25 protein-coding genes and 1 tRNA gene are annotated in these 26418 nt (G+C 68.3%); 18 read left to right on the forward strand and 8 right to left on the reverse strand.

Going from position 1 to position 26418, the window contains the following annotated elements; translation table 11 throughout:
• Positions 1-21 precede the first annotated feature (21 nt).
• Together V7Z82_RS03350 and V7Z82_RS03355 are read right to left on the reverse strand one after the other, a co-directional pair.
• Entirely contained in the window at positions 22-609 is a 588-nt protein-coding gene (locus tag V7Z82_RS03350; RefSeq protein ID WP_334147952.1) for a histidine phosphatase family protein, read from the reverse strand.
• Positions 606-1445: a Sir2 family NAD-dependent protein deacetylase gene (locus V7Z82_RS03355; protein ID WP_334147953.1), complete on the reverse strand. Its 840-nt coding sequence runs from the start codon at positions 1443-1445 to the stop codon at positions 606-608. The genes V7Z82_RS03350 and V7Z82_RS03355 overlap by 4 nt, the downstream gene beginning before the upstream one ends.
• 94 nt (positions 1446-1539) lie before the next feature.
• Here V7Z82_RS03355 and V7Z82_RS03360 point away from each other — a divergent pair, with 94 nt between their 5' ends.
• The gene (locus V7Z82_RS03360; RefSeq protein ID WP_334147954.1) at positions 1540-2349 is read left to right on the forward strand and encodes a TrmH family RNA methyltransferase; all 810 of its coding nucleotides are present in this window, start codon (positions 1540-1542) and stop codon (positions 2347-2349) included.
• Positions 2350-2381: 32 nt separating this feature from the next.
• Here V7Z82_RS03360 and V7Z82_RS03365 read toward each other — a convergent pair whose 3' ends face one another.
• Entirely contained in the window at positions 2382-3209 is an 828-nt protein-coding gene (locus tag V7Z82_RS03365; RefSeq protein ID WP_334147956.1) for an SGNH/GDSL hydrolase family protein, read from the reverse strand.
• Positions 3210-3356: 147 nt separating this feature from the next.
• Here V7Z82_RS03365 and V7Z82_RS03370 point away from each other — a divergent pair, with 147 nt between their 5' ends.
• Positions 3357-5099, forward strand: a complete 1743-nt coding sequence (locus V7Z82_RS03370) for a DEAD/DEAH box helicase (RefSeq protein WP_334147958.1) — start codon at positions 3357-3359, stop codon at positions 5097-5099.
• Positions 5100-5354: 255 nt separating this feature from the next.
• Positions 5355-6452, forward strand: coding sequence for a VIT1/CCC1 transporter family protein (locus tag V7Z82_RS03375; RefSeq protein ID WP_334147960.1), 1098 nt, complete (start codon positions 5355-5357; stop codon positions 6450-6452).
• A gap of 42 nt (positions 6453-6494) precedes the next feature.
• Here V7Z82_RS03375 and V7Z82_RS03380 read toward each other — a convergent pair whose 3' ends face one another.
• The 3 genes from V7Z82_RS03380 to V7Z82_RS03390 are packed head-to-tail and all read right to left on the reverse strand — an operon-like array spanning position 6495 to position 9610.
• Positions 6495-8249, reverse strand: a complete 1755-nt coding sequence (locus V7Z82_RS03380; RefSeq protein WP_334147961.1) for a carbohydrate-binding domain-containing protein — start codon at positions 8247-8249, stop codon at positions 6495-6497.
• Positions 8250-8267: 18 nt separating this feature from the next.
• Positions 8268-9029, reverse strand: coding sequence for a polyphosphate polymerase domain-containing protein (locus tag V7Z82_RS03385; RefSeq protein WP_334147962.1), 762 nt, complete (start codon positions 9027-9029; stop codon positions 8268-8270).
• Entirely contained in the window at positions 9026-9610 is a 585-nt protein-coding gene (locus tag V7Z82_RS03390; protein WP_334147963.1) for a DUF4956 domain-containing protein, read from the reverse strand. The genes V7Z82_RS03385 and V7Z82_RS03390 overlap by 4 nt, the downstream gene beginning before the upstream one ends.
• 184 nt (positions 9611-9794) lie before the next feature.
• On the opposite strand from V7Z82_RS03390, the gene V7Z82_RS03395 reads away from it, so the two are divergent.
• Both V7Z82_RS03395 and V7Z82_RS03400 read left to right on the forward strand, forming a co-directional pair.
• Entirely contained in the window at positions 9795-10766 is a 972-nt protein-coding gene (locus V7Z82_RS03395; protein WP_334147965.1) for a phosphodiester glycosidase family protein, read from the forward strand.
• The gene (locus tag V7Z82_RS03400; protein ID WP_334147967.1) at positions 10763-11833 is read left to right on the forward strand and encodes a bifunctional glycosyltransferase family 2/GtrA family protein; all 1071 of its coding nucleotides are present in this window, start codon (positions 10763-10765) and stop codon (positions 11831-11833) included. The genes V7Z82_RS03395 and V7Z82_RS03400 overlap by 4 nt, the downstream gene beginning before the upstream one ends.
• On the opposite strand, the gene V7Z82_RS03405 is transcribed toward V7Z82_RS03400, so the two are convergent.
• Positions 11815-11897, reverse strand: a tRNA-Leu gene (locus V7Z82_RS03405). The genes V7Z82_RS03400 and V7Z82_RS03405 overlap by 19 nt on opposite strands.
• A gap of 111 nt (positions 11898-12008) precedes the next feature.
• Here V7Z82_RS03405 and V7Z82_RS03410 point away from each other — a divergent pair.
• Positions 12009-13304, forward strand: coding sequence for a M20/M25/M40 family metallo-hydrolase (locus V7Z82_RS03410; RefSeq protein WP_334147968.1), 1296 nt, complete (start codon positions 12009-12011; stop codon positions 13302-13304).
• A gap of 51 nt (positions 13305-13355) precedes the next feature.
• Positions 13356-14180 carry an undecaprenyl-diphosphate phosphatase gene (locus V7Z82_RS03415; RefSeq protein WP_334147971.1) on the forward strand — a complete coding sequence of 275 codons (825 nt, stop codon included), beginning with the start codon at positions 13356-13358 and terminating at the stop codon, positions 14178-14180.
• 34 nt (positions 14181-14214) lie between these two features.
• On the opposite strand, the gene V7Z82_RS03420 is transcribed toward V7Z82_RS03415, so the two are convergent.
• Positions 14215-15069, reverse strand: a complete 855-nt coding sequence (locus V7Z82_RS03420) for a PAC2 family protein (protein ID WP_334147973.1) — start codon at positions 15067-15069, stop codon at positions 14215-14217.
• A gap of 81 nt (positions 15070-15150) precedes the next feature.
• On the opposite strand from V7Z82_RS03420, the gene V7Z82_RS03425 reads away from it, so the two are divergent.
• The 11 genes from V7Z82_RS03425 (at position 15151) to V7Z82_RS03475 (ending at position 26396) form a co-directional block, all read left to right on the forward strand.
• Positions 15151-15843, forward strand: coding sequence for an HAD family hydrolase (locus V7Z82_RS03425; RefSeq protein ID WP_334147975.1), 693 nt, complete (start codon positions 15151-15153; stop codon positions 15841-15843).
• Entirely contained in the window at positions 15840-16895 is a 1056-nt protein-coding gene (locus V7Z82_RS03430) for a tRNA (adenine-N1)-methyltransferase (RefSeq protein ID WP_334147977.1), read from the forward strand. The genes V7Z82_RS03425 and V7Z82_RS03430 overlap by 4 nt, the downstream gene beginning before the upstream one ends.
• A gap of 10 nt (positions 16896-16905) precedes the next feature.
• Positions 16906-17820 (forward strand): hypothetical protein, encoded by a 915-nt coding sequence (locus V7Z82_RS03435; RefSeq protein WP_334147979.1) that lies wholly within the window; start codon positions 16906-16908, stop codon positions 17818-17820.
• Positions 17820-18812 carry a helix-turn-helix transcriptional regulator gene (locus V7Z82_RS03440; protein WP_334147981.1) on the forward strand — a complete coding sequence of 331 codons (993 nt, stop codon included), beginning with the start codon at positions 17820-17822 and terminating at the stop codon, positions 18810-18812. Before V7Z82_RS03435 ends, V7Z82_RS03440 begins: the two co-directional genes overlap by 1 nt.
• Positions 18809-19792 (forward strand): helix-turn-helix transcriptional regulator, encoded by a 984-nt coding sequence (locus tag V7Z82_RS03445; protein WP_334147983.1) that lies wholly within the window; start codon positions 18809-18811, stop codon positions 19790-19792. Before V7Z82_RS03440 ends, V7Z82_RS03445 begins: the two co-directional genes overlap by 4 nt.
• 44 nt (positions 19793-19836) lie before the next feature.
• Positions 19837-20073, forward strand: coding sequence for a twin-arginine translocase TatA/TatE family subunit (gene tatA / locus V7Z82_RS03450; RefSeq protein ID WP_045280307.1), 237 nt, complete (start codon positions 19837-19839; stop codon positions 20071-20073).
• Positions 20074-20130: 57 nt separating this feature from the next.
• Positions 20131-20889: a twin-arginine translocase subunit TatC gene (gene tatC / locus V7Z82_RS03455; RefSeq protein WP_334148334.1), complete on the forward strand. Its 759-nt coding sequence runs from the start codon at positions 20131-20133 to the stop codon at positions 20887-20889.
• Positions 20886-23360: a DEAD/DEAH box helicase gene (locus V7Z82_RS03460; RefSeq protein WP_334147986.1), complete on the forward strand. Its 2475-nt coding sequence runs from the start codon at positions 20886-20888 to the stop codon at positions 23358-23360. The genes tatC and V7Z82_RS03460 overlap by 4 nt, the downstream gene beginning before the upstream one ends.
• An 11-nt stretch (positions 23361-23371) precedes the next feature.
• The gene (gene lnt, locus V7Z82_RS03465; RefSeq protein ID WP_334147988.1) at positions 23372-24895 is read left to right on the forward strand and encodes an apolipoprotein N-acyltransferase; all 1524 of its coding nucleotides are present in this window, start codon (positions 23372-23374) and stop codon (positions 24893-24895) included.
• Positions 24896-24981: 86 nt separating this feature from the next.
• Positions 24982-25599: a TetR/AcrR family transcriptional regulator gene (locus V7Z82_RS03470; protein WP_334147990.1), complete on the forward strand. Its 618-nt coding sequence runs from the start codon at positions 24982-24984 to the stop codon at positions 25597-25599.
• Positions 25596-26396, forward strand: coding sequence for an NAD(P)H-dependent oxidoreductase (locus V7Z82_RS03475; RefSeq protein WP_334147992.1), 801 nt, complete (start codon positions 25596-25598; stop codon positions 26394-26396). Before V7Z82_RS03470 ends, V7Z82_RS03475 begins: the two co-directional genes overlap by 4 nt.
• Positions 26397-26418: the final 22 nt, after the last annotated feature.

A 26418-nucleotide genomic window follows, 5' to 3' on the forward strand; every position in this document is an offset into this window, starting at 1 on the left:
GCGGCGTCAGATCAGCCGAACTCAGATCAGTGCGAACTGGTCCAGCAGACGGACCGACCGGGGTGAGACCTCGAAACGATGCGCGGATCCGTTCGCGAGCACCTCGCCGGTGCGGGGGAGCGTTCCACCCGAGACGTGGTCGATCACTGCACGGATGACGCCGCCGTGCGCGACCACGATCACCGACTCGGCGATGGGTGCCGTGCGCCGACGGGATGCACGGGCGATGCGATGCATCGCGGCGATCGCCCGGTCGCCGACGGCATCGAGGGACTCTGCGCCAGGGACCTCGGCGTGCCAGTCGCCGTACGCCGCGATGTACTCCTCGACGAGCATGCCCTCGCCCTCGCCGAACTCGCGTTCGCGCACGTCGGGCACGGCCTCGCCCAGCGGCAGGCCGAGGCGGTCGGCGATGATCTGCGCGGTCTCACGGGCACGCAGCAGCGGACTCGAGTAGACGGCGTGATGCGTGCCGGCGGCGAGGCGCTCGGCGGCCGCATGGGCATCGGCGCGGCCGGTGTCGTTCAACGGGATGTCGGTGGATCCCTGGATGCGCCGGCTGAGGTTCCAGTCGGTCTGGCCGTGTCGCACGAGGGTGAGCAGTGTCATCGGAGGAGCTCCTGCAGGGCTGGGAGCACATCGCTGGTCCCGGCGGCGATCGTGAGGCTCGCCCAGGGATCCGCACGAGTCGGCTCGCGATTGACGATGATGAGCGGGATGCTGCGGCGCCGCGCGCGCTCGACGAGGCGGACGCCCGAGTTGACCACGAGCGATGAGCCGGCGACGATCAGCGCCGAACTCGATCGCAGCAGCGATTCAGCGGCACGGAAGCGGTCCTGCGGCACGTATTCGCCGAAGAAGACCACGTCGGGCTTCAGCATCCCCTCGCACACGGTGCAGACCGGCACGACGAAGCCGTCGGTGGTCTCCGGGAGCACATCGCCGTCCGGTGCGAGGGCCACGTTCTCCGGCACCGTGATCCACGGGTTGAGCTCCTCGATCTGCACCGCGATGTCGCGGCGATCGAACACCTGACCGCAGTGCAGGCAGAGCACCCGGCGCATGGTGCCGTGCACCTCGATCACTCGCGAGCTGCCGGCGCGCAGATGCAGCCCGTCGACGTTCTGGGTGATGACCCCGGAGACGACGCCGTCGGTCTCCATCTCGGCGAGCGCGGTGTGCCCGGGGTTCGGCTCTGCATGCGCGAACGCACGCCAGCCGAGGTGGCCGCCGATCCAGTATCGACGTCGTGCACGCTCGTCGCCGAGGTAGGTCTGGATGGTCATCGGATCGCTGCCGGTGCGGGCACCCTCGCCGCGGTAGGCGGGGATGCCTGAATCGGTCGAGATCCCTGCGCCGGTGAGCAGCGCGATGCGCTTGCCGCGCAGCAGTTCAGCGGCGTGGGCGATGGTGGCCGACAGCTCGGCGGTGTTCGACACGCTCACAAAACCTCCTCGAGGGAGTCTACGGGGCATCAGGTGACCGGGGCTGCGCCGGAGCCGGGAAGCCGACCGTGCCGACGATGGCAGACTGGGGACCGTGGAACTGCTGCCTGTGACGGATGCCGACGATCGACGCCTCGACGACTATCGCGGACTCACCGACACGGCGCTCCGAACGCTGCGTGAACCGGCGGGCGGGCTGTACATCGCCGAGTCGACCAAGGTCATCGCCCGCGCGGTCGCATCCGGTCACCGTCCGCGCTCCGTCCTCGTGCAGGAGCGTCGTATCGACGACATCCGGGAGATCGTCGGCGATCTCGATGTGCCGGTGTACGTCGTCCCCGACGATGTCGCGGAGATTGTGACCGGTTTCGCTGTGCACCGCGGGACGATCGCATCGATGCACCGCCCTGAGCTGCCATCCGTCCGAGAGGTCCTCGACGGCGCCTCCGTGGTCCTGATCCTCGAGAACATCGGCGATCACACCAACGTCGGCGCTGCCTTCCGCGCGGCTGCCGGCCTCGGAGCAGACGCCGTGCTGGTGTCGCCCGGCGGCGCGGACCCGCTCTACCGACGCAGTGTGCGGGTGAGCATGGGGACCGTCTTCCAGGTGCCGTGGACCCGCATCACGGACTGGGAATCCGCCATCGCAGACCTGCATGCCGCGGATTTCGACATCGCGGCGCTGGCGCTGCGCGATGACGCGGTGACGCTCGATGCCTACGTCAGCGACCGACCGGCGCGCGTCGCCCTGGTCATGGGATCAGAGGGCGACGGTCTCTCCCGCGCGGCGCTCGAGGGAGCCGACACCGTCGTCACGATCCCGATGTCCGGTGGTGTCGACTCGCTCAACGTCGCCTCAGCGGCTGCCGTCGCACTCTGGGCGATCACGAGCAGATCGAGCTGACCGAGTCGAACCGATCAGCCGAATCGATCTGATCAGCGCTTCTCGGGGAAGACGATCGGGCCGGGCTCAGGACGCTTGGCCGCGAGGTTGTCACCGGACGACTGGTGCCGCAACCGGCGCAGCACCCACGGCACCAGATGCTCGCGCGCCCAGCCGAGGTCCTCGGAGCGAGCCTCGCGCCACGTGCGCAGCGGGATCGTCTCCGGCTGCATCGATTCCAGTGCGTTCGGCACGTTGAGCGCGCGGAGCACCATCCTGGCCACTTCATGGTGGCCGAGCGCGTTGTAGTGCAGGCGATCGGGGTCGAAGAAGCGCGGATCCTGCACGACCTTGAGCGCCCACTGATCGGCGACGATGCAGTCGTGACGCTCGGCGATCGCACGGACGTTCTCGTTGTAGATCGCGACCTTGCCACGGAAGGCGCGGAACACCGGCGTGAACCCGGTGTCGATGCCGGTGAAGAGGATGATCGACGCGCCGGTCGACGCGAGGCGCGACACCGCGTCCTCGAGCTGGGCCGAGATCGCGTCGGGATCGGTGCCAGGGCGGATGACGTCGTTGCCTCCGGCGCAGATCGACACGAGATCGGGGTGGAGGGCGACCGCCGGCTCGATCTGGTCGGCGACGATCTGGGCGATCAGCTTGCCGCGGACGGCGAGGTTCGCGTACGCGAAGTCGTCGACGTCCTGTGCGAGCACCTGCGCGACGCGGTCCGCCCAGCCGAGGTAACCGCCGGGCACATCGGGGTCGGGATCGCCGATGCCCTCGGTGAACGAGTCACCGACCGCGACGAACCGTCGCCAGGGGTGGGGCGTCTCGTTGTCGACGTAGGTGGTCCGGGTCGAATCCTGGTCTGTCATCCAGCTCTCCTTCGCGAACGATCGGCGACGGCGGTGGCCATGGCGCAGTGACCGATCCTACTCCGCCCGATGGTCGCCGGCCCGGGGCGGAGGCGTGTCGCGGCCGGTCGGGCTGCAGTGTCCCCGGCAGCGATTATCGTTGACTCGATGCTCTCTCCGTCCTTCCCTCAGCGCGCCCCGTGGGGAACCGCGAACAAGCTGCGCGCCTGGCAGCAGGAGGCACTCGACAAGTACTTCCAGGCAGACCAGCGCGACTTCCTCGTCGCCGCGACTCCGGGTGCAGGCAAGACCACGTTCGCGCTGACGCTCGCGGTCGAGCTCATGCGCATGGGCGAGGTGAACCGCATCATCGTGGTGGCCCCGACCGAGCATCTCAAGACCCAGTGGGCGGATGCGGCTGCCAGGGTGAGCATCCGCCTCGACCCCCGTTTCCGCAACAGCGACTGGGCACCGGCGCGGCACTATCACGGTGCCGTGGTGACCTATGCGCAGGTCGCAGCGAAGTCCTCGGTGCACCGGCACCTGACTGAGGACGCGAAGACGCTGGTGATCCTCGACGAGGTGCATCACGGCGGCGACGCCCTGAGCTGGGGCGACGCGATCCGCGACGCCTACGGCCCGGCGAAGCGTCGCCTGCTGCTGTCCGGCACCCCGTTCCGGAGCGACACGGCGCCGATCCCGTTCGTCGAGTACCACCCAGACGAGTCCGGTGCCCGTATCTCGCGCACCGACTACAACTACGGGTACGGCCGCGCATTGGCTGATGGCGTGGTGCGACCCGTGCTGTTCCACATGTACGCCGGCAAGATGCGCTGGCGAACGAGCACCGGGGATGAGCTCGAGACGCACCTCGGTCAGGACAACACGAAGGACGTGACGTCGCAGGCCTGGCGCACGGCGCTCGACCCCGAGGGCGAGTGGATGCCGGCCGTGCTGTCGGCCGCGGATCGCCGCCTCACCGAGATCCGCAACCATGTGCCGGATGCCGGCGGCCTCGTCCTCGCCACCGATCAGACCGTCGCCCGCGCGTACGCGAAGATCCTGCACAGCATCACGCGGCAGCAGCCGACCATCGTGCTCTCGGACGATGCGACCGCATCCGAGCGGATCGAGAAGTTCAGCGCGAGCGAGGATCGCTGGATGGTCGCGGTGCGCATGGTGTCCGAGGGCGTCGACGTGCCGCGTCTCGCCGTCGGCGTGTACGCAACGTCATCCTCGACGCCACTGTTCTTCGCACAGGCCATCGGACGCTTCGTGCGGGCGCGGCGCCGTGGTGAGGCCGCCAGCGTGTTCCTGCCGCAGGTGCCGGTGCTCATGGGGCTGGCCAACGAGATGGACAAGCAGCGCGATCATGCGCTGGATCGGCAGTCGAGTGACGAGGATGGACTCGACGACTCGCTGCTCGAGAGCGCGAATCGCGAGGAGGAGACCTCGGATGCGCTGACCCAGGAGTTCAGCTACCAGGCGCTCTCCTCGGTCGCGCACTTCGACAGGGTCGTGTTCGAAGGGCAGGAGTTCGGACAGCTCGCCGAACCCGGCACGCCGGAGGAGGAGGAGTTCATCGGATTCCCCGGTCTCCTCGAGCCGGAGCACGTGCACGAGCTGCTCATGCAGCGCCAGACCCGTCAGTCGCGGCTCCGTGAAGCACGCGAGGCCACCGCCGGACCGACGGAGACGACGACGCTGCCGGCGCCGCTGCACCGCACGCTCAAGGAGCAGCGTCAGCTGCTGAACAGCCTCGTCGGCCTGTACGCGAGGCAGAAGGGCGAACCGCATGGCGCTGTGCACGCCGAGCTCCGCCGCATCTGCGGCGGCCCTGCTGTCGCGCAGGCGACCGTGACGCAGCTGCAGTCACGCATCGACGTGCTGCGCAAGCGCGTCCGATCCTGAACACGGCATCCGAACGCCTCGACAGGCTCAGCGACCCACGGGGTCACGGCGCTCACCGAAGTGGGCCCCTGAGCCTGTCGAAGGGTCCTTGACGCCTCCAATGGGTCCCTGAGCCTGTCGAAGGGCCCCGGCGCACGTCGGGTTCGGATCCCCGAAATGCTGGCAATCGTGCCCTGAGTGGGGTCCCGCGAAGCGCCCGCGGCTAGCGTGGAACGGTTGCCCCACGCCGGGCGCCCATTGACCTCAGGAGAACCCATGACAGCCCCCGCTGCCGCGGAACCAACCGCCGCCGACCGCCGCCGCTGGGCACGCTATCTCGTGGAGGAGCGCGCCGAGGGGCGCGTGTACCGACGACTCGCCGCCCGCCGGACAGGGGAGGAGCGCGAGATCCTGCTGAGCCTCGCTGAGGCGGAGCGCCGCCACGAGCAGCACTGGCTCGACCTGCTCGGCGATGAGCCGACTCGACTGCCGCGCCCCGGCTTGCAGTCGCAGCTGCTCGGCTGGATGGCCGGGCGCTTCGGCTCGATCTTCGTCCTCGCCCTCGCCCAGAGCGCTGAGGCGAGATCGCCCTACGACGAGGAGCAGTACGCGACGCCGGCGATGCGCGCCGACGAGAAGATCCACTATGAGGTCGTGCGCGGGCTGGCGGCACGCGGTCGACGACGCTTGTCCGGCTCCTTCCGCGCCGCGGTGTTCGGTGCGAACGACGGGCTCGTCAGCAACCTCGCGCTCGTGCTCGGCATCGGCGCGACGGGCGTCAGCTCCAGCTTCGTGCTGTTCAGCGGCGTCGCCGGGCTGCTCGCCGGCGCCCTGTCGATGGGAGCGGGGGAGTTCGTCTCGGTCCGCTCGCAGCGCGAGCTCCTCGCGGCGACCGAGGCGAACGACGACGCCGCGGACTCAGCCGGTGATCTCGACATCGATGAGAACGAGCTCGCGCTCGTCTACCGGGCACGGGGCATGGACCAGCAGGAGGCGCTCGCTCGCGCCCGCCGCATCGTGACGGCTGCCCAAGAGGGTGCTCGTCGCACTGCGACGGGCCCGGTGCGCACGCACGGCGTCGACGAGAACGACATCGTCGGCAGCGACTGGACGGCGGCCATCTCGAGTTTCCTGCTCTTCTCCTCCGGGGCGATCATCCCCGTGCTGCCGTGGATCTTCGGACTGCAGGGTGCCACGGCGGTGATCGTCGCCCTCGTCCTGGTCGGCATCGCCCTGCTCAGCACCGGCGCCATGGTCGGCATCCTCTCGGGCGGACCGCCGCTGCGTCGAGCCCTCCGCCAGCTGGCGATCGGATTCGGCGCCGCGGCGATCACGTACCTGCTCGGGCTGCTCTTCGGCGTCGGCGCGGTCTGAGACCCGGTCGTCTGACGCGGCCGGGCCCTGGGCCCCGACCCGTCAGGACCCGTCGTCCTCTGACTGGCCGGGGCGGGTGCCGCCAGGCATCCCACCGCCCTGCTGACCGCCCTGACCGGGCCCCATGCCGGATGCGCCACCCTCACCGGCGGTGACGGTCGTGGAGACGCCGTCGACGGTCACCTCGTACGTCGATCCGGCGACGATGCCCGCCCCGGAGTAGACCACCGTCGCGAAGCTCGTGTCGGCCACGTACTCGCCCACGACCTGGCCGTCCGCGAGGATCTCGACCGTCGACCCGGCATCGCCGTCCGTGGTCGCGAACACCCACCCCTGCGCCGAGTCCGTCGAAGGTGCAACCGCCATGCCTGCGCTGCCTGCAGCGAGCAGCGTTCCTCCTGACACGTCGAATGAGCCGTTCACATCGATCGCTCCGTTCCCATCGTTCGTCGGGCCCCAGATCGTCAGCGAGCCGCCGGTCATCTCCGCCGACCCGTTGGAATCGAAGCCGTCGCCGCCGGCATGCACCGTCGTGTCGCCGCCCGAGATCGTGATCATCTCGCCGCTGTCCTGCATGCTCTCTCCGCTGCCGGATGAGGCGTTCAGTCCGTCGTCCGAGGCTGTCACGTCGATCGTGCCGCCCGCGATCGAGATGTCGGTGCTCTCGAGGCCCTCGTACGACTTCGCGACCGTGAGCGAACCCCCGTCGATCGCCAGTGCGGTGTCTGCATGGACGCCGTCGTCGCCGGAAGCGAGCATGATGGCGCCGTCATTGATGTGCACCGCGCCGTTCGAGTGCACGGCGTCGTCGGCCGCATCCACCGAGACCGTCGCACCCTCGAGCACGACGTACACCCCGCCCTTGACGCCCTTGGCGGAGACGTCTGCGCCACGGTTCGCGGTCGACCCTCCGCCGCTCTCGATCGTCACGTCGCCACCGGTGAGCACGACATCGGTCGCCGCCGCGAGCCCGTCGCCGGCGCTGGTCACGTCGAGGTCGCCTCCGGAGATCCAGATGTACCCCTGGGTCTCGTCAGCATCCTGATCGCTGCTCAGGCCGTCGCCGCCGGCGTCCACGGTGACCGTGCCGCCCGCGAGCGTCAGCGAGTCCTTGCCGCGCAGTCCGTCGTCGGCAGCGGTCACGACGATCGTGCCGGCCAGGATCGTGAGGTCGTCCTTGCTGGTGATGCCGTCGTTGCCATTGCCGGTGACGGTCAGCGCACCGGAGCCGCTGATCGTCAGGTCTGCGTCGCTGTACAGTGCCGCGTTCACCTCGGCGTCGTCGGCGTACGAGTCGGCGTCCGAGAGCCCGTTCTCACTGCCGTCTGCGAGGACGATCGCGACGTCGTCCGCGCCGGTGATCGCGATCGCCGCACCATCCGTGTTCGCGATGTCGACGCCGTCGAGGATCAGCGCGACCACGGCGTCGTCGGGAGCCGCGACCACGATCGAGCCGGCGAGTGCTCCGGAGACGCGATAGGTCCCCGCCGCGGCGATCGTGACGGTGTTCCCGTCGACCGTTGCGCCGTCGCCGTCGACGGTCGCGGACTCGCCAGCGAGCGAGATCGTCGTCTCGCTGCCGGTCTCCGCCTCGTCTGCCGTGACCGTGGTGGCATCGGCGTTCTCGTCCAGGACCTGCTCGGCCGTCAGCGACGCGTCCACGTCCTGCACCGAAGCGGTCTGCGTGGTCGCGGTGCCGGACTCGAGGTCGGCGGCGACGGCCGTGCATCCGGCCAGGATGACGCCGGTGAGGGCGAAGGGCACGGCGGCGAGGAGGATTCGGTTCTTGGTGCGCATGCTGGTCTCTCTTTCGGATCAGGCGGTGAGCAGGGCAGGGCGGAAGTTCTGGCGCAGCACGCGCGCCCATTTGTTGGACGGCAGCTCAGGACGCAGTGCGGCGAGGCCGGTGCCGTATTTGCTGATGGTCGACGGGCGGATGCCGTGTCTCCACAGGAGTCGATCGACGTCTCCGGTGCGCAGCCCCGACTTGGTCTCGACGATCACGAGGCCGGGAACACGCAGCTCGTCCCCGTTCGCGAGTTCCCAGGAGAGGTCCCGATCGATCGTGGCTCGGCCTCCTCCGTCCGGTGCGAGCAGGGTCGAGCGCTCGTAGCGGGTCGCCAGGGTCGGTCGCAGCTCGTCGTCGCGGAGGCGCGGGATGCCGAGGGCGTCGAGACCTGTCGCGGCATAGTCCCGTCCCTCGTCGGTGAGCTCATCGCGGGTGTCGAAGTCGTAGACGATCCGTTCCTTGACCGTCGTGCTGCGTGCGCCGCGCGTCTTCAGCTCCAGGTAGGCGTCTTCCGTGTCGATGTAGCTCCGGGTGCGGAGCTTGAATCGACGGCGGCGTCCGTGAGCCGCCATCCGGAAGCTCAGCAGGTCGGCCGTGTCGAAGTAGCAGGACTCGTAGGCGAAGGCACGGCGTCCGCCGATCGTGAGCACTCTGGTCCACTCAGGAAGCGCCGCCAGCGCGGCGTCGGCCTGCGCCTCGGTCATGACGTACTTGCGATCGACGCGCGTCAGCAGCTCGGCTTCCGCGACCAGCTCCTCGAGCGAGATCGGAACGAACCGGGGGTTCATCGACGCGCTCCGCTCAGCGCGCTGCTGATCTCTGCGGGTGCGTTCACGCGGTAGCGCACGTCGACCTGCGTGGTGTCGTTGACGAAATCGAGCTGCAGGATCGACACCTGGGTCACCGTGCCGCCCAGCAGCCGCTCCAGGTGACCCGTGAGCGTCGTCTCGTCGCCCTCAGCGCGGTCGAGGGTCATGATCAGGTGCCGGGACCGGGAGAGCAGCCGAGGGTGGTCCGCAACGAACATCGCGATGATGATCAGCGCCATCAGGGCGAGCGCGACAGGGGAGAGGGTGCTCGTGAGCCCGGCGATGAGTCCGAGTGCGAGCGACGCGAAGTAGTAGGCGACCTCGCGCTGCGAGATCTCGGAGGAGCGCAGCCGGATGATCGAGAGCACCCCGAACAGGCCGAGGCCGAGGCCGAGCGCCACCGTCGAGCCGGCGAGCACGACAGCGACTGCGAGCACCCCCACGTTCACGCCGACGAAGGCGACCACGAGATCGCGGCGACGATGCCTGGTGTAGTAGATGCCGAGGGCGAGGATCGTGATGGCGATGACGTCGGCGACGATCATGAGGAGCGTGTACACGGGCGGTGTCCTTCAGTCGATGGGGTGATGCAGTTCATTCCGCCAGGTTCGACTATGCCCTTGCTATGCGACTCCTATGCCGAGCGAATGGATTCCGGCAGCCATAGGAAGTCCAGAGGCGGCACCGTGACGCCGCAGACGAATCGGAGAGTGCGTCGATAGGCATGGGCTCTATCCGTTGAGGATGGACACCACACCCCACCCCAGAACGGCGCCGCGTCGACGCCGTCGAATCCTGCTCGCCTCCGGCCTCGCGCTGCTGCTCGCCATCGGCGGCGGTACCGCGTGGGCGCTGGACCGCTTCGTGATCGAGCACGTCTCGATCTCCGACGTCTCGGCCTACGAAGCCGAGAACTCCAGCACCGGTGGTGCAGTGTCGACGACCACCGACGCGACGGTGACCGACACCGGGTACGACTCCGCTGAAGCGGACATCTCGATCTCGACCGTGACGACCGGATCGGGCGACGACACCGTGACCTACTCCGTCGCAGACGTCACGCTCAGCGACGCCACTGTGCTGCGTTCGGCATTCGCCGGTGACGCCTACGGGACGAACATCACCGAGACGACGAGCGCGATCGCGGATGCCAACGACGCGATCTTCGCGATCAACGGCGACTACTACGGCTTCCGCGACACGGGCATCGTGATCCGCAACGGCGTCGTGTATCGAGATGAGGGCGCACGCGACGGGCTGGCGTTCTACACCGACGGGCACGTCGAGGTCTACGACGAGACGGCGACCACCGCGGAGGCGCTGGTCGCCGACGGCGTCTGGAACACCCTCTCGTTCGGCCCTGCGCTCGTGGAACGGGGCGCAGCCGTCGACGGCATCGACGAGGTCGAGGTCGACACGAACTTCGGCAACCATTCGATCCAGGGCGAGCAGCCGAGGACGGCGATCGGCGTGATCGACGACAACCACCTCGTGTTCGTCGTGGTCGACGGCAGGAGCCCCGGGTACAGCCGAGGCGTCACGATGACCGAGCTCGCCGACATCATGGTCTCGCTCGGTGCCGAGACGGCCTACAACATCGACGGCGGCGGCTCATCGACCATGGTCTTCGACGGATCCCTCGTGAACGACCCGCTCGGCGCGGGCGAGGAGCGCGGCACCAGCGACATCCTGTACATCGCGGGGAGCACGCAGTGATCGTCCTGATTCCGGCGTACGAGCCGGATGAGCGGATGCTGGAGCTGGTCGACGCGCTCGAGGCGGACGGCTGCCGCATGCTCGTCGTGGACGATGGCAGCGGCGCGAGCTCCGCGGCCCTGTTCGCGAACATCGAGCGACGCGGTGTCGTGGTGCTGCACCAGGCGCAGAACGACGGCAAGGCTGCGGCACTGCGACGCGGGCTGGCTCACATCGCAGCGCGCTGGCCGGGGGAGGACGTTGTCACCGCCGACAGCGACGGGCAGCATCGTCCCGCCGACATCGCCGCGGTCGCCGAGGCCACGAGCGGCGGTGAGGCACTGGTCCTTGGCGGGCGCGCGTTCTCTGGTGCCGTGCCGCTGCGGAGCAGGTTCGGCAATGCCGTCTCGCGTGCGCTGTTCCGGATGAGCGGGGGAGCGCTGCACGACACCCAGACCGGGCTCCGGGGCATCCCGGCTTCCCGCATCCCCGAAGTGCTCGCCGTTGCAGGAGAACGCTTCGCGTGGGAGATGAACGTGCTGCTCGACTTCACGAGGCGTCGAGTCCCGATCCGTGAGGTGCCGATCGAGACCGTGTACCTCGATCAGAACGCGGCGTCGCACTTCCGACCGGTGCGTGATTCCCTCGCGGTCCTGCGCCCTCTCCTCCGATACGTGCTGGTGTCCCTCGGGTCGTTCGTGCTCGACGTCGCTGCCCTCCAGGCGCTCTACGCGGCGACCGGCGAGCTGCTGCTGTCCGCGATCGGCGCGAGGGTGGTCAGCGGCGCCGTGAACTTCGCGCTGAACCGCACGGTCGTCTTCCGCGCGCACGGAACCACCGGACTCCGCAGGCATCTGGTGCGGTATCTGCTGCTCGCGTGCGGCCTGCTCGCCGGCAGCTACCTCGGCATGTCGCTGTTGATCGTCTGGGGCGTGCCGCTGCTCGCAGCGAAGATCATCTCCGACTGCGCCGCGTACATCTGCGGCTTCATGCTCCAGCAGGGATATGTCTTCGCACACCGTGCCCGAGACGCGAAAAAGGCCCCCTCTCGGGAGCCTTTCTCGTTCTGTGCGCGGAGGGGGACTTGAACCCCCACGCCCTTACGGGCACTACGACCTCAACGTAGCGCGTCTACCATTCCGCCACCCGCGCAGGTGTTGGATGATCGTTGCCGACCGAAGAATGACACTATCACGAACTCCGGACGCTCTCGAACCGAGCCGTACGCCCGGGCGTGGCACGTTCATTCGGTAGCCTGATCACATGATCGATCAGTCGCTTCCCGAGGTCGTGCGCGTCGCGAGTGACCTGATCCGCTTCGACACCTCGAACTTCGGCGGCGGCAACGCCAAGGGGGAGCGAGAGGCAGCCGAGTACGTCGGCGCCTACCTCGAAGCCCTCGGCCTCGAGGTCGAGTACTACGAGCCGATCGACCGGCGCACCAACGTGATGGCGCGGGTCGTCGGTCGGGATCGGTCGAAGCCGGCTCTGGTCGCGCACGGCCACCTCGACGTGGTTCCCGCCATGGCGGAGGACTGGACGGTCGACCCCTTCGCTGGGCTCGTCCGCGACGGGATGCTCTGGGGTCGCGGCGCGGTCGACATGAAGAACATGAACGCGATGATCCTGACATCGGTCGCCGACATCCTGCGTGCGGGGGAGCAACCTGAGCGCGACCTGGTGCTCGCATTCTTCGCCGACGAGGAGAACGGCGGCGTCGAGGGGTCGGCGCTCGTCGTCAAGGACCGCCCGGAGTGGTTCACCGGCGCGGGCGAGGCGATCAGCGAGGTCGGCGGCTACTCGATCACGGTCGACGATCGGCGCGCGTACCTGCTGCAGGTCGGCGAGAAGGCACTGATCTGGATCCGCCTGGTGGCGAAGGGACGCGCCGGGCACGGCAGCAGGCTGCACGAGGACAACGCCGTGACGCGGCTCGCCGAGGCGGTGGCGGCGATCGGACGGACCCGTTGGCCGATCCGCCTCACCGCGACCACGTCGGCACTGCTGGACGGGTTGAGTGCGATCAGCGGCCGGAGCACCGAGGACCCGGACGCCCTCGCCGCAGCCGCCGGACCCGCAGAGGCCTTCCTCCGCTCCACGTTCCGCACCACGACCAATCCGACCGTGCTCACGGCCGGCTACAAGCACAACGTCATCCCTGAGCGCGCGGAGGCACTCATCGACGTGCGGGTGATCCCCGGCACCGAGGACGACGTGCTCGCCGAGCTCCAGCAGATCGTCGGCGACGACATCGAGATCCAGACGGTCGTCCGCGACATCGGCATGGAGGTGCCCTTCGAGGGCGATCTCGTCGAAGCCATGGTCGCGAGCATCGGCCGCCACGACCCAGGCGTCCCCGTGATCCCGTATCTCCTCGGCGCCGGTACCGACAACAAGGCGCTGTCGTCGCTCGGCATCACAGGCTACGGATTCGCGCCGCTGAAACTCCCTGCCGACCTGGACTTCACAGGGATGTTCCACGGAGTCGACGAGCGGGTACCCGTAGAATCGCTTGTCTTCGGCCAGCGGGTGCTGACCGATCTGCTGCGCACGTACTGAGCGCTCGCTCGTCCGCTCGCGCGACCTCCTCGAATCAGAAGGCCACCCTCCATGCACCTGCTCGAAGCGCTCATCCTGGGGATCGTCCAGGGATTGACCGAGTTCCTTCCCATCTCCTCGAGCGCCCACCTGCGCATCGTCGGAACGTTCCTGCCGTCGGGCGAGGATCCCGGCGCCGCGTTCACGGCGATCACGCAGATCGGCACGGAAGCGGCGGTCGTGGTCTTCTTCTGGCGGGACATCGTGCGGATCGTCTCGCAGTGGTTCCGCTCGCTCGCCGGCAAGGTGCCGCGCAACGACCCCGACGCCCGGATGGGCTGGCTGATCATCATCGGCAGCATTCCGATCGTCGTCCTCGGGCTGCTGTTCCAGGACCAGATCGAGAGCGTGCTGCGGTCGATGTGGATCGTCGCGATCATGCTGATCGTGTTCGGCATCCTGCTCGGCATCGCCGACCACGTGGGCGCGAAGCGTCGCAAGCTGAACGACCTGACCTACCCGCACGGCATCGCATTCGGATTCGCCCAGGCGCTCGCACTCGTTCCCGGTGTGTCGCGCTCCGGTGGCACGATCACGATCGGTCTCTTCCTCGGCTACGAGCGCGCCGCGGCAGCGCGCTACGCGTTCCTCCTCGCGATCCCCGCAGTCTTCGGCAGCGGCTTCTACCAGGTGTACAAGAGCTGGGACGAGCCGTCGTTCTTCTCGTTCGGCGACACGCTCGCAGCGACCGGCATCGCCTTCGTCGTGGCACTCGGCGTCATCGCGTTCTTCATGAGCTGGATCTCGAAGCGCAGCTTCCTGCCGTTCGTCATCTACCGCATCCTGCTCGGCACGGTGCTGCTGGTGCTCCTCGGTACCGGTGTCATCGCGGCCTGATCTGCTCGGTCGTGATCGACGAGGAGTCGGTCGCTCAGCGCTTGCGGTCGCCCGGTCCGTCGTCGCGGCGACGCAGGTAGCGCTCGAAGGCCTGGGCGATCGCGTCGCCTGATGCCTCGGGGGAGTCCCACGTATCGCGGGTGCGCTCCAGCTGACGGATGTATTCGGCCATGTCCTCATCGTCCGCCGCTGCCGCGTCGATCGAGGCCTCCCAGGCTGCTGCCTCGGTGCGCAGATGATCGCGAGCGACGTCGACGCCCGTGAGCTCCTCGAGCCGATCCAGCAGCGCGAGCGTCACCTTCGGTGAGGGCGTCGCGGTCGCCACGTAGTGCGGCACGCTGGCCCACAGGCTCGCAGTGGGGATGCCGGCGCTCTCGGCGAAGTGCTCGATGACGCTGAGGATGCCGACCGGTCCCTCGTACAGCGAGCGCTCGAGCCCGTGCGTCTCACGCACCTGCTCGTTCGGGCTCGACGCGAAGATCGAGATCGGCCGCGTGTGCGGCACGTCCGAGAGCATGGCGCCGAGCGTCACGACACCGGTGATGTCGTCGCGGAGCGCGATGTCGATGAACTCGGAGGCGAAGGCCTGCCAGGTGCGAGCGGGCTCGACGCCTGTGAGCAGCCAGAACTCCGGGGTCGTGCCGTCGCCGGACTCGCGCGGACGCCAGAGCCCTGCCTCCGGCCACTTCAGCTGACGATGCCCCTCGGCATCCATCCGCGTCGACGGCCGCGTGTACTGGTAGTCGAAATACAGTTCGGGGTCGACGGAGTGGACCAGGTCGTAGTCGGTCGCTGCGCGCAGCGCCTCCACGGCACCGCTCGCACCCTCACCGGCGTCGTTCCAGCCGTCGAAGGCGACGATGACGATGCGCGAACCGAGAACATCCATCCGAGGCTCCCTTCGAGGTCGAGGACGTATCCCTCCAGGCTAGTCCGCGTGGACAGGAAGTGGGCGGCCGCCCCGGCTAGCATGGGTTCAGTGAGCAGACAGCCCAGCGCGGTCCTTTGGGACATGGACGGAACACTCGTCGACACCGAGCCCTACTGGATGGCGGCCGAGACGGCGCTGGTGCAGTCGTTCGGAGGCACCTGGACCCACGAGGATGCACTGCAGCTCGTCGGCAACGGTCTCATCGACAGCGCGATCATCCTGCAGAACGCCGGAGTCGACATGGCGGCGGATGACATCATCTCCTCGCTCACCGACTCGGTGCAGGATGCCCTGCGCACGCAGGGCGTGCCCTTCCGGCCCGGCGCACGCGAGCTGCTCGCCGACCTCAGGGAAGCCGGCATCCCGACCGCACTCGTGACCATGTCGCTGCGGCGGATGGCACTCGGCGTGGTCGAACTCATCGACTTCGACGCCTTCGAGCTCGTGGTCGCCGGCGACGACGTCGACAACCCGAAGCCCCACCCCGAGCCGTACCTGCAGGCGGCTGCGCTGCTCGACATCGACATCGCCGACGCCGTCGTGATCGAGGATTCGCCGACCGGCCTGCGCGCGGGCATCGCTTCGGGAGCCGTGGCGCTCGGCGTGCCGCACATCGTCTCGCTCGACGACGTCGGCGCTCATGAGCTCTGGCCGACGCTCGAGGGCCGCACCGCCTCCGACATCGTCGAGCTCTTCGACCGTCAGACGACCACGGCGGGAGCCAACCGATGACCGAACAGATCGCCCAGCCCGAGCAGGCAGTGCCGTCGGAGCTCGCGACGCAGCGCCCGAGCGGACCGTTCCGTGAGGGCGATCGCGTCCAGCTCACCGGGCCGAAGGGCCGCCTGCACACCGTCACCCTCAGCGCGGACGGCGGGCTCCACACCCATCAGGGCGTGCTCCACCACCGCGACCTGATCGGGCTGCCTGACGGCTCGGTGGTCGCGAACAGCTCCGGTCACGAGTACCTCGCGCTGCGTCCCCTGCTCCGCGACTTCGCGATGTCGATGCCCCGCGGCGCGGCGATCGTGTACCCGAAGGACGCGGCGCAGATCGTGATGCAGGCCGACATCTTCCCCGGTGCGGTCGTGGTCGAAGCCGGCGTCGGCTCCGGCGCCCTGTCGCTCGCCCTGCTGCGCGCGGTCGGCACGACCGGCTCGCTCGTCTCGTTCGAGCGGCGCGAGGAGTTCGCCGAGGTCGCGCGTGGCAACGTCGAGACGTTCTTCGGCGGCACGCCGTCGACCTGGCGCGTCGTCGTCGGCGACCTCGTCGAGGCGCTTCCGGTGGAGCAGCCGAGCGGGTCCGTCGACCGCGTCGTGCTGGACATGCTCGCGCCGTGGGAGTGCATGGACGTCGTGGCCGACGCACTCACTCCAGGCGGCGTGGTGCTCTGCTACGTCGCCACGGCGACCCAGCTCTCGCGGGTGGCGGAGTACATCCGGGGCACCGGGCTGTTCACCGACCCCGAGGCATCCGAGACGATGGTCCGTGGATGGCACGTCGAGGGACTGGCAGTCCGTCCCGACCACCGCATGGTTGCGCACACAGGGTTCCTGTTGACTGCGCGTCGACTCGCACCCGGCGCGATCGCACCGTCCGTCAAGCGGCGGGCGTCCAAGAGCAGCTACGGCGATGACGATGTCGAGCAGTGGACGCCCGGCGCTGTCGGCGACCGCGTGATCAACGACAAGAATCTGCGCAAGCGAGCCAGGGACGCCTCGAAAGCGGCCGAAGGGGCGCGCCTTGCCGCCGCTTCGCGCGAATCGGAGCAGACGACGGAATAGACTGGAGGGCGTGCGTAAAACGTCCGCCGTTCTGGCCACTCTCAGCCTCGCCGTCCTCGCCCTGACGGGGTGCACCGCCGCCCCGGCCTTCGACGGGGTCGCATGCGACCGCGCCGCGACCGGAGACAGCGTGCTGAGTGTCGCCGACGTCACCGGCGACCTCGGGTCCCTTCCCGACGTGGATGTGTTCGGTCCGGTGAAGGTCGACAAGACCTCGTACGCCGACATCACGGTGGGCGACGGACGCGCGCTGACCTCCGACTTCCAGCCGCTGGTGCTCGACATCGCCTTCTACGGCGGCACGAGCGGCGAGAAGCTGTACAACTCCGAGTTCGACGGCGACCTCAGCCGCGTGAACAACCTCGACTTCTGGACGCAGAAGTCGCCAGGACTCGGTGGTGTGCTCGAGTGCGCCACTGCGGGCAGCCGGGTGCTCGCCGTGCTCACGCCCGAGGACTTCGGTCAGCAGAATGCCGAGGGATTCGGCCTCGCAGACGGTGAGAACGTGGTCGCCGTGATCGATGTGCTCGACGTCTACCCGACGCGCGCCTCCGGTGCACTGCAGTTCAACGACGCCCGTGGTGTGCCCACCGTGGTCCGTGCGGTCGACGGCACGCCGGGCATCATCATTCCCGACAGCGCAGCGCCGAAGAAGCCGGTGACGCAGACCCTGATCAAGGGTGATGGGCCGAAGGTCAAGCAGGGCGATCTGATCGTGAACAACATCATGGCCGTCAACTGGGACGACAAGACCGTCACGAGCAACACCTGGGGTTCGACCGCGAGCCTCGGTGCCGCCGCGAAGGAGCTCGTCGGCGCCACCGTCGGCTCCCAGCTGCTCGTCGTGATCCCCGCAGCCGAAGGCTCAGCAGCGACTGCCGTCGTCGTCGACATCCTCGGCATCGTCCCGGCTGCAACGCAGTGATGGCAGCCCGGATCCCCGCGGAGGAGCGTCTGACGAATCTCGTCGTGGCGCTGATGGCCACGGAGATCGGGCTGACGAAGCAGCAGATCCTCGACAACGTCTCCGGCTATCGCCAGCGAGCGGATGCCGGCACGCGATCGGATGCGCTCGAGAAGATGTTCGAGCGCGACAAGGAGGAGCTGCGCGCACTCGGCGTCCCGATCGAGACGATCGGCGATGCTGCTGACCCCAACGATCTCCGTGAGGCTCGCTATCGCATTCCGCAGGCGGAATACGACCTGCCGAGCGACATCGAGTTCACCGCTGCCGAACTCGCGGTGCTGCGACTGGCAGGCAGCGTGTGGAGCGCCGAGTCGGCATCCGGCGATGCCCAGTCCGGGGTCCGCAAGATTCGTGCGCTCGGCATCGACGGGGATGAGCCGATCATCGGCTTCGCCCCGCGCATCACTGCCCGCGATGCCGCATTCGCCCCGCTGCAGGAAGCGATCGAGAAGAGCCGTGTCGTCGGCTTCGACTACCTCAAGCCGGGGGAGGACGCCCCGCGTCGACGGACCGTCCGCCCGCTCGCACTCGTCGACTACGAAGCGCGCTGGCACGTGTTCGGGATCGACGTCGACATCGAGGAGGAGCGGATGTTCCTCCTGAGTCGGATCGTCGACGACGTGAAGATCTCGAGCGTGGCATTCGATGCTGCCCTCCGAGACGGTGCCGGCGAACGCGCCCTGCAGGGTCTGGCCCTGGTGGCCGCGAAGAACGCGGCGCTGCTCGAGGTCACCCCCGGGACGGAAGCCGCGCTCCGGCTCGGTCGCCGAGCGACGCCGGCCGCGCAGGGCATCACCGTCCCGTTCGTCGACCTCCACATCCTCGCGGACGAGATCGCGTCCTACGGGCCAGAGGTCCGCGTGGTGGAGCCTGCACCACTCCGCGACGCCGTGATCGCCCGACTGCGAGCCGTCGTCGACGCGCACCGGACGCAAGAAGGGGAGCGATGATGGCGCAGCCGAAACCGCTGCTCGCCGCTGACCGCGTGCGACTGTATCTGACTCTCGTCCCGTATCTCCTCGAGCACGGCGAGGTCTCCCTCGCCGAAGCGGCGGAGGAGTTCGGCGTGACTCCTCGTGAGATGCGCGGCATGGTCGAGAAGCTCACGGTCATCGGTCTGCCAGGTGAATCCGGCTACTGGCAGCAGCCGCAGGAGATGTTCGACATCAATTGGGATCTGCTCGACGAGCAGGACGTGATCGAGATCACCAACGACGTCGCGCTGCGTCGCGTCCCTCGATTCACCGCGCGCGAAGCCGCAGCGCTGCTCGCCGGTCTCCAGATGGTGGCCGCGGTTCCGGCGGTCTCCGACTCGGGCCTGGTCGCCGGACTCATCTCGAAGCTGTCCCGCGGCGCCGCCGACGCGCCGGCGGATGTCGTCGTCGCACCGAGCGCGGTCGATGCGGTGCGCGAGGTCGTCGCCCGCGGTGTGCAGGAGGGGAGGGCGATCTCCTTCACGTACCAGGCACCGGATGCCGAGCCGACGACTCGCACCGTCGACCCGGTGCAGATCCTCATCACCAACGCACAGTGGTATCTGCAGGGGTGGTGCCATCTCCGCCAGGCGATGCGCACATTCCACCTCGACCGCGTCAGCGACCCGAAGCTCACGGACATCCCGATCACGCACGCCGGTGACGTCGTCCCCGAGGCCTTCGCCGGTCTCGACGATGAGCGCGAGGTGACGGTCCGTCTTCCGGAACGGCTCGCTCCGCTGCTCGAGCGATTCCTGCCCGCAGCAGCCCTCGAGACGGTGAACGGCATCGTCACCGCGAACCTGCACCTCGCGGATCCCCGGGGGATCAAGCGCCTCGCCGCCCGCTTCGGCGGCGGCATGGAGGTCATCGGCCCGAACGTGGCGCGATCGGCGACGCGCGAATGGGCGGCATCCGGACTCGCGTTGTACCGCACGCCCGATACCGAGGATTGATCTGTAGACTGGGATGAATCGCCCACCGACGACGGGATTCTGACATGTTCGCTGGAATGCAAGGCTGGCACCTGCTGATCGTGCTCGCCGTGATCCTCCTCCTGTTCGGAGCAGCGAAGCTCCCGGCACTCGCGAAGAGCATGGGCCAGTCGGCTCGCGTGTTCAAGGGTGAGATGAAGGCCATGAAGGAAGAGGACGCGGACCGCGCCGAATCCGTCGTTGTCGAGCCCACCACGGTGAAGGACTCCGGCACCGACCCTGAGACCCCGCCTCGCGCCTGACCGCTCGTGGCAGTCATCGAACCGTCCGCGAAGAAGAAGGCGGAACGGGATCGGCGGATGTCGCTCGGCGCCCACCTGGTGGAGCTCCGCAAGCGACTGATGTACGCAGCGCTCGCGCTCGTCGTCGGCATGGTCATCGCGTTCCTCATCACCGACCCGGTCATCAGCTTCATCACGAAGCCGATCAATGACATCGCAGCGCAGCGCGGCGAGGATGTCGCGGCGTTGGTGTACTCGACGATCACCGGACCGTTCGATATGCGCATGCGTATCGCCTTCTCGCTCGGACTGTTCATCTCCGCGCCCGTCTGGCTGTGGCAGGTCTGGGCGTTCATCATGCCCGGGCTGACGCGCAAGGAGATCCGCTACACGGTCTCGTTCGTCGCCGCGGCCGTGCCGCTGTTCTTCGCCGGTTGCTATGTCGGCGTGATGATCCAGCCGCACATCATCGAACTGATGGCCGGCTTCACGCCTGAAGGGGCCAAGAACCTCTTCCAGGCGCAGGAGTACTACGACTTCATCTTCAAGCTCATGATCGTGCTCGGCATCGCCTTCGTCCTGCCGGTTTTCCTCGTCGCGCTGAACGTCGCTGGCGTCATGTCCGGCAAGGCGATCCTCAAGGGATGGCGATGGGCGATCATCATCGCGACCGTCTTCGCCGCCCTGGCGACTCCGGCAGCCGACGTGATCAGCATGCTGATGCTCGCCGGCATCCTGATCGTGCTGTTCTTCGCAGCGGCAGGACTGTCCATGCTGTTCGATCGACGGAAGCGCAAGCGCAACGCTGAGTCCGGCCTGCTGCCGGATCCCGCATGAGTTCGCCCTCGGAGCGGTACGCAGCAGCTCGGGAGGCGTCGGAGCATCCATCGACGCTGGCGTTCGCTGCTCGACAGAAGTTCGATCTCGACCCCTTCCAGATCGCCGGCTGTCATGCCCTCGAGCGCGGTCGGAGCGTGCTGGTCGCCGCGCCCACCGGTGCAGGCAAGACCATCGTCGGCGAGTTCGCCATCCACCTCGCGATGCAGACCCCGAGCGACAAGGCGTTCTACACGACGCCCATGAAGGCACTGTCGAATCAGAAGTTCCGCGAGCTCGTCGAGGTGTACGGCGCCGACCAGGTCGGACTGCTGACCGGCGACACGAACATCAACGGCAACGCGCGCATCGTGGTCATGACGACCGAGGTGCTGCGCAACATGATCTACGCGGATTCGACCGCGCTCCGCGACCTCCGATACGTCGTGATGGACGAGGTGCACTATCTCGCCGACCGATTCCGCGGAGCCGTGTGGGAAGAGGTCATCATCCATCTTCCGCAGCACGTGCGCCTGGTCTCCCTGAGTGCCACGGTGTCGAACGCGGAGGAGTTCGGAGACTGGCTCGACACCGTCCGAGGCGACACCGAGGTCATCGTCTCCGAGATCCGCCCGGTGCCGCTCGAGCAGCACGTGCTCGTGCGTGACGACCTGCTGCCCCTCTTCGACGACCGGGCCGGTATCGCAACCGCCCAGGTGAATCAGGAGCTCATGCGCATCCGGTCGTTCACCGGATCGCACTACGAGAACAGTCGCCAGGCGCAGTCGTACGTGAGCAATCGGCATGCGGGGCGGCAGGCGAAGCGACCGCCGCGCGGCGGGCAACGACCGGTGCGACCATCGAACGTGCGCCGCATCGAGCGGATGGACCGCCCCGATGTGGTCAAGCTGCTCGAGCGCGCGAACCTGCTCCCTGCGATCTTCTTCATCTTCAGCCGAGTGGGCTGCGATGCGGCCGTGCAGCAGGTGCGCCGCTCCGGCATCCGTCTCACCTCTGCTGAGGAGCGAGCAGAGATCAGAGCGATCGTGGAGGATCGCACGCGCACGCTGCAGGAAGAGGATCTCGGCGTCCTGGGGTACTGGGACTGGCTCGACAACCTCGAGCGGGGTGTCGCCTCGCACCACGCCGGCATGCTCCCGGCGTTCAAGGAGGTCGTCGAGGAGCTGTTCCGACTGAAGCTCGTCAAGGCCGTCTTCGCGACCGAGACCCTGGCGCTGGGCATCAACATGCCGGCACGCACCGTCGTGCTCGAGAAGATGGAGAAGTTCAACGGCGAAGCACGCGTGGCGATCACCTCGGGGGAGTACACGCAGCTGACGGGTCGTGCCGGACGCCGTGGCATCGACGTCGAGGGTCATGCCGTCGTCCAGTGGACAGAGGGCATGGATCCGCAGGCGGTCGCCGCCCTCGCATCGCGTCGCACCTACCCGCTGAACTCGAGCTTCCGGCCGACGTACAACATGGCGGTCAACCTGATCGACCTGTTCGGCAAGCCGCGGGCTCGACAGATCCTCGAGTCGTCGTTCGCGCAGTTCCAGGCCGACCGCTCGGTCGTCGGTCTTGCACGGCAGGTCCGAGAGGCCGAGGAGTCGCTCGCGGGCTACCAGAAGTCCATGGCGTGCGAGCACGGCGACTACACGGAGTACGCGGCCATCCGTCGCGAGCTCAGCGATCTCGAGAAGAAGAACCGGCAGGACTCGCACGCACCTCGCGCCTCTCGCGACAAGCGGATGAAGCGCATCCAGTCGCTGCGCACCAGCATGCAGCGGCATCCGTGCCACCGCTGTCCCGATCGCGAGGCGCACGCACGGTGGGCTGAACGCTACTGGAAGCTCAAGCGCCAGACCGACCGCATCCGTCGTCAGATCGAGACGCGCACGGGCACCGTCGCCCGTGTGTTCGACCGTGTGGTCGAGGTGCTCGAGACGCTCGACTACCTCTCCGAGGAGTCGGGGGAGACCGCGCTGACCGAAGCGGGGCGCACCATGCGTCGTATCTACGGCGAACGCGACCTGCTCGTCGCGGAGTCGCTACGCCAGGGATTGTGGCGGGGCCTCGATGCCCCGTCGCTCGCCGCGATGGCGTGCTGCCTGGTCTACGAACCCCGCCGTGATGAGGCGAACTCCGGTGAACGTGGTCTTCCGCGCGGCGCCTTCCGCGCTGCCTACGAGAAGACGACGACCCTCTGGGCCGAGCTCGACGACCTGGAGAAGGACCACCACCTGCCGGGCAGTGAGCCATTGGCGGCAGGCCTCGCCGGCGCGATGCACGCCTGGGCACGCGGCGGCGCACTCGATCGTGTGCTCGTCGACGCCGACATGGCGGCTGGCGACTTCGTCCGCTGGGCGAAGCAGACGATCGATCTGCTCGACCAGCTGTCGATCGTCGCGGAGGATGCCGACACCGCCCGCACTGCTCGTGCAGCACTCGATGGTGTGCGTCGTGGCATCGTCGCATACTCCTCGATGTGAGAATGAGAGGGATGTCCGAATCCCGCGCGCTCTCGCGCCCTCTGCTGCCGCTGTGGGCCGCCGTGATCGCCGCCGCGGTCGCAGCCGCCCTGATGTTCTTCGCGTATCCCGGCGCGGCCGTGTGGCTGCTCGCCTTCCCCGCAACCGCTCTGCTGCTGCTCTCACTGATCGGTCGGCGATTCGGCGGCGCACTCCTGGTGGGGCTCGTCTACGGCATCCTGTTCTTCGCCCTGCTGGTGTCCTGGACCTCGCGATATCTCGGGCCGGTGCCGTGGGCCGCGCTCAGTGTGCTGGAAGGCGCGCTGACCGCCTTCGCGCTGATCCCGATCGCTCTGGCATACCGCTGGTTGCCGCGTGCGTTCCCATCGACCGCAGCTCGACTGCTCCTGCTGCCTGCGGTCGTGGCGGCGCTCTGGGTGGGGCGCGAGCTGTTCATCGGCACCTGGCCGTATGGCGGATTCCCGTGGGCGCGGATCGGCATGAGCCAGGCGCAGAGCCCACTCGCGCCGCTCTCCTCGTGGGTCGGCGTGAGCGGACTCGGGTTCCTCATGGTGCTGCTGGTCGCGATGCTCGTCGAGGTCGCCCGCCTCCGCGCCTGGCGACGCCCGCTGCCGCTCATCGTCCCGGCGGCGCTTGTGCTGCTGCTCGCCTTCACGCCGATCTTCCCCACCACGGCTGCCGGCTCCATGCGGATCGCCGCGGTGCAGGGGAATGGGCCGACCGGGTACTTCGACCAGCGTGAACCGTACTCCGTGATCGATGCGCAGACCGAAGCGACCGAGCCGCTCTACGGGGAGGACGTCGACCTCCTGGTGTGGCCGGAAGGATCGCTCGACACCGACCCGTTCCAGAACGAGACGCTCGCCCGACGCATGACGCTGATCACCACGCGCATCGGCGCACCGCTGCTCGCGAACGCGGCGACCGGCCGCGCCGACCGGTACTTCAACACCTCGCTGCTGTGGACGGACGCCGGGGGAGCGACGCAGCTGCACGACAAGCGTCATCCGGTGCCCTTCGGCGAGTACGTGCCCGACCGTGCGTTCTTCAACGCGTTGGCCCCCGACCTCATCGGACTCATCCAGCGCGAATACACCCCCGGCGAGAACCCACCGATCGTCGACATCGACGGCGTCGCGGTCGGTCTCGCGATCTGCTTCGACGTCATCTACGACGATGTGATCCTCGAAGCGATGAACGGCGGCGCGCAGGTGCTCGTCTTCCAGACGAACAACGCGGATTTCCGCGGGACTGACGAGAACCTCCAGCAACTCGCCTTCGCTCGGATGCGGGCGATCGAGACCGGACGCAGCGTGGTCAACGTGTCCACCGTCGGGACGAGTCAGATCATCCAGCCGAACGGCGAGACCGTGACGAGTCTCGACGCCGACGAGGCGGGCGCGATGCTGGAAGACGTCGACCTGCGCGCCGGGCTGACTGCCGGCGTCGTGCTCGGCCCCTGGGTGCAGCAGCTGCTGCTGTGGGGCGGCTTGGTCGCGCTCCTCGTGGGGTGGTGGCGGAGCAGGCGCCGCTGAGGCCGATGCGCTGAACGTCCCGCCGGTAACTTACTGATGGTAACTTATCTGCAGGACGTTCTTCCGCATCGATCGGAGAGGCAGATATGCACGCCGCACCGGAGACCTCACCCCGCAGACGGCTGTCCAAGACGGACCGCCACACGCAGCTGCTCGACGCAGCGCGCACGCTCATCCGAGAGGAGGGCACGGATCAGTTCTCTCTGGGCCGGCTGGCCGAGCGAGCCGGGGTGACCAAGCCGCTGGTGTACGACCACTTCGGCGACCGCGCGGGCGTGCTCGCCGAACTGTACCGGGAGTTCGAGCACCGCCAGCGTCAGACGCTGCGCGACGCGCTCGACGGCGCGCAGCCAGACCTCGATGTCACGGCGGCACTTGTCGCCGGAGCGTACATCGACTGCTGCCTCGCCGAGGGCAGCGAGCTCGCCGACGTGGTCGCGGCCCTCGCGGGGTCATCGACGCTCCGTCAGCTCAGGGAGGAGGCCGAGCTGGCCTACCTCGACATGTGCCGGGCCGCACTCGAGCCCTTCTCCGGCTCCCTGGATCCTGCCGGCCTGCGGGCGCTCATCGGCGCGGGTGATGCGCTCGCCCGAGCCGCACTCGCAGGGTCCATCCGCACAGACCGCGCACGCGATGCGCTCACGACCGTGGTGCTCGCCATCGCCACCGAACACCGCTCCCAGCACCGAGAGGACGCACGATGACCATCACCCACCCGCCGACACCGGGCAGCGCACTGTGGCTGTACGCACACCCGCGGCACGGGTCATTCAACCACCGGCTCTTCCAGGAGGGCGCCACGGCTCTGGGGGAGCGGTACTCGGTCGCCACCTCCGACCTCCACGCGCAGGGCTTCGACCCCGTGCTCGGCCTCCGTGATCTCGGCGACCTTGCTGCGACACCGGGAAATCTCGCCGAGCAGGCAGGAGACGCCTACCTCCGCGGCCAGGCTGCCGCCGACGTGCTGGAGGAGCAGGCGAAGCTCGCCGACGCCGAGCTGCTCGTGATCCAGTTCCCACTGTGGTGGTACGGGATGCCTGCGATCCTGAAGGGCTGGTTCGATCGCGTGCTCACGAGCGGATTCGCCTACGGCGACGTCGACCCGGAACTCGGGGTGCCGAGGCGATACGGTGACGGTGGCCTCACCGGCCGGAGGGCGCTGATCGTGGTGACGGCGGGCGAGGACGAGCGCTCGATCGGTCCCCGCGGGATCAGCGGAGATCTCGATGCGCTGCTGTTCCCGCTCACTCACGGGGTGCTCTGGTACGTCGGTATCGATGTGCTCGACGTGCACGTGATCCATGACGCTGATGCGCTCGACACGGAGGCGGTCGAACGGGAGATCACGCGCCTCCGCGAACGACTGCGGGCGATCGACGAGGAGGCCGTGCAACCGTTCCGCCGTCTGCGTGACGGCGACTATGCGGGGACGCGGGCGCTCCGACCAGAGCTTCTGCCCGGTCGCACCGACCTCCGCATCCACCTCGATTCGGGCGAGTAGCGCGCAGGAGAGCATGCCCGGC

The sequence above is a fragment of the Microbacterium sp. genome, assembly GCF_036823965.1.
Lineage (GTDB): Bacteria > Actinomycetota > Actinomycetes > Actinomycetales > Microbacteriaceae > Microbacterium.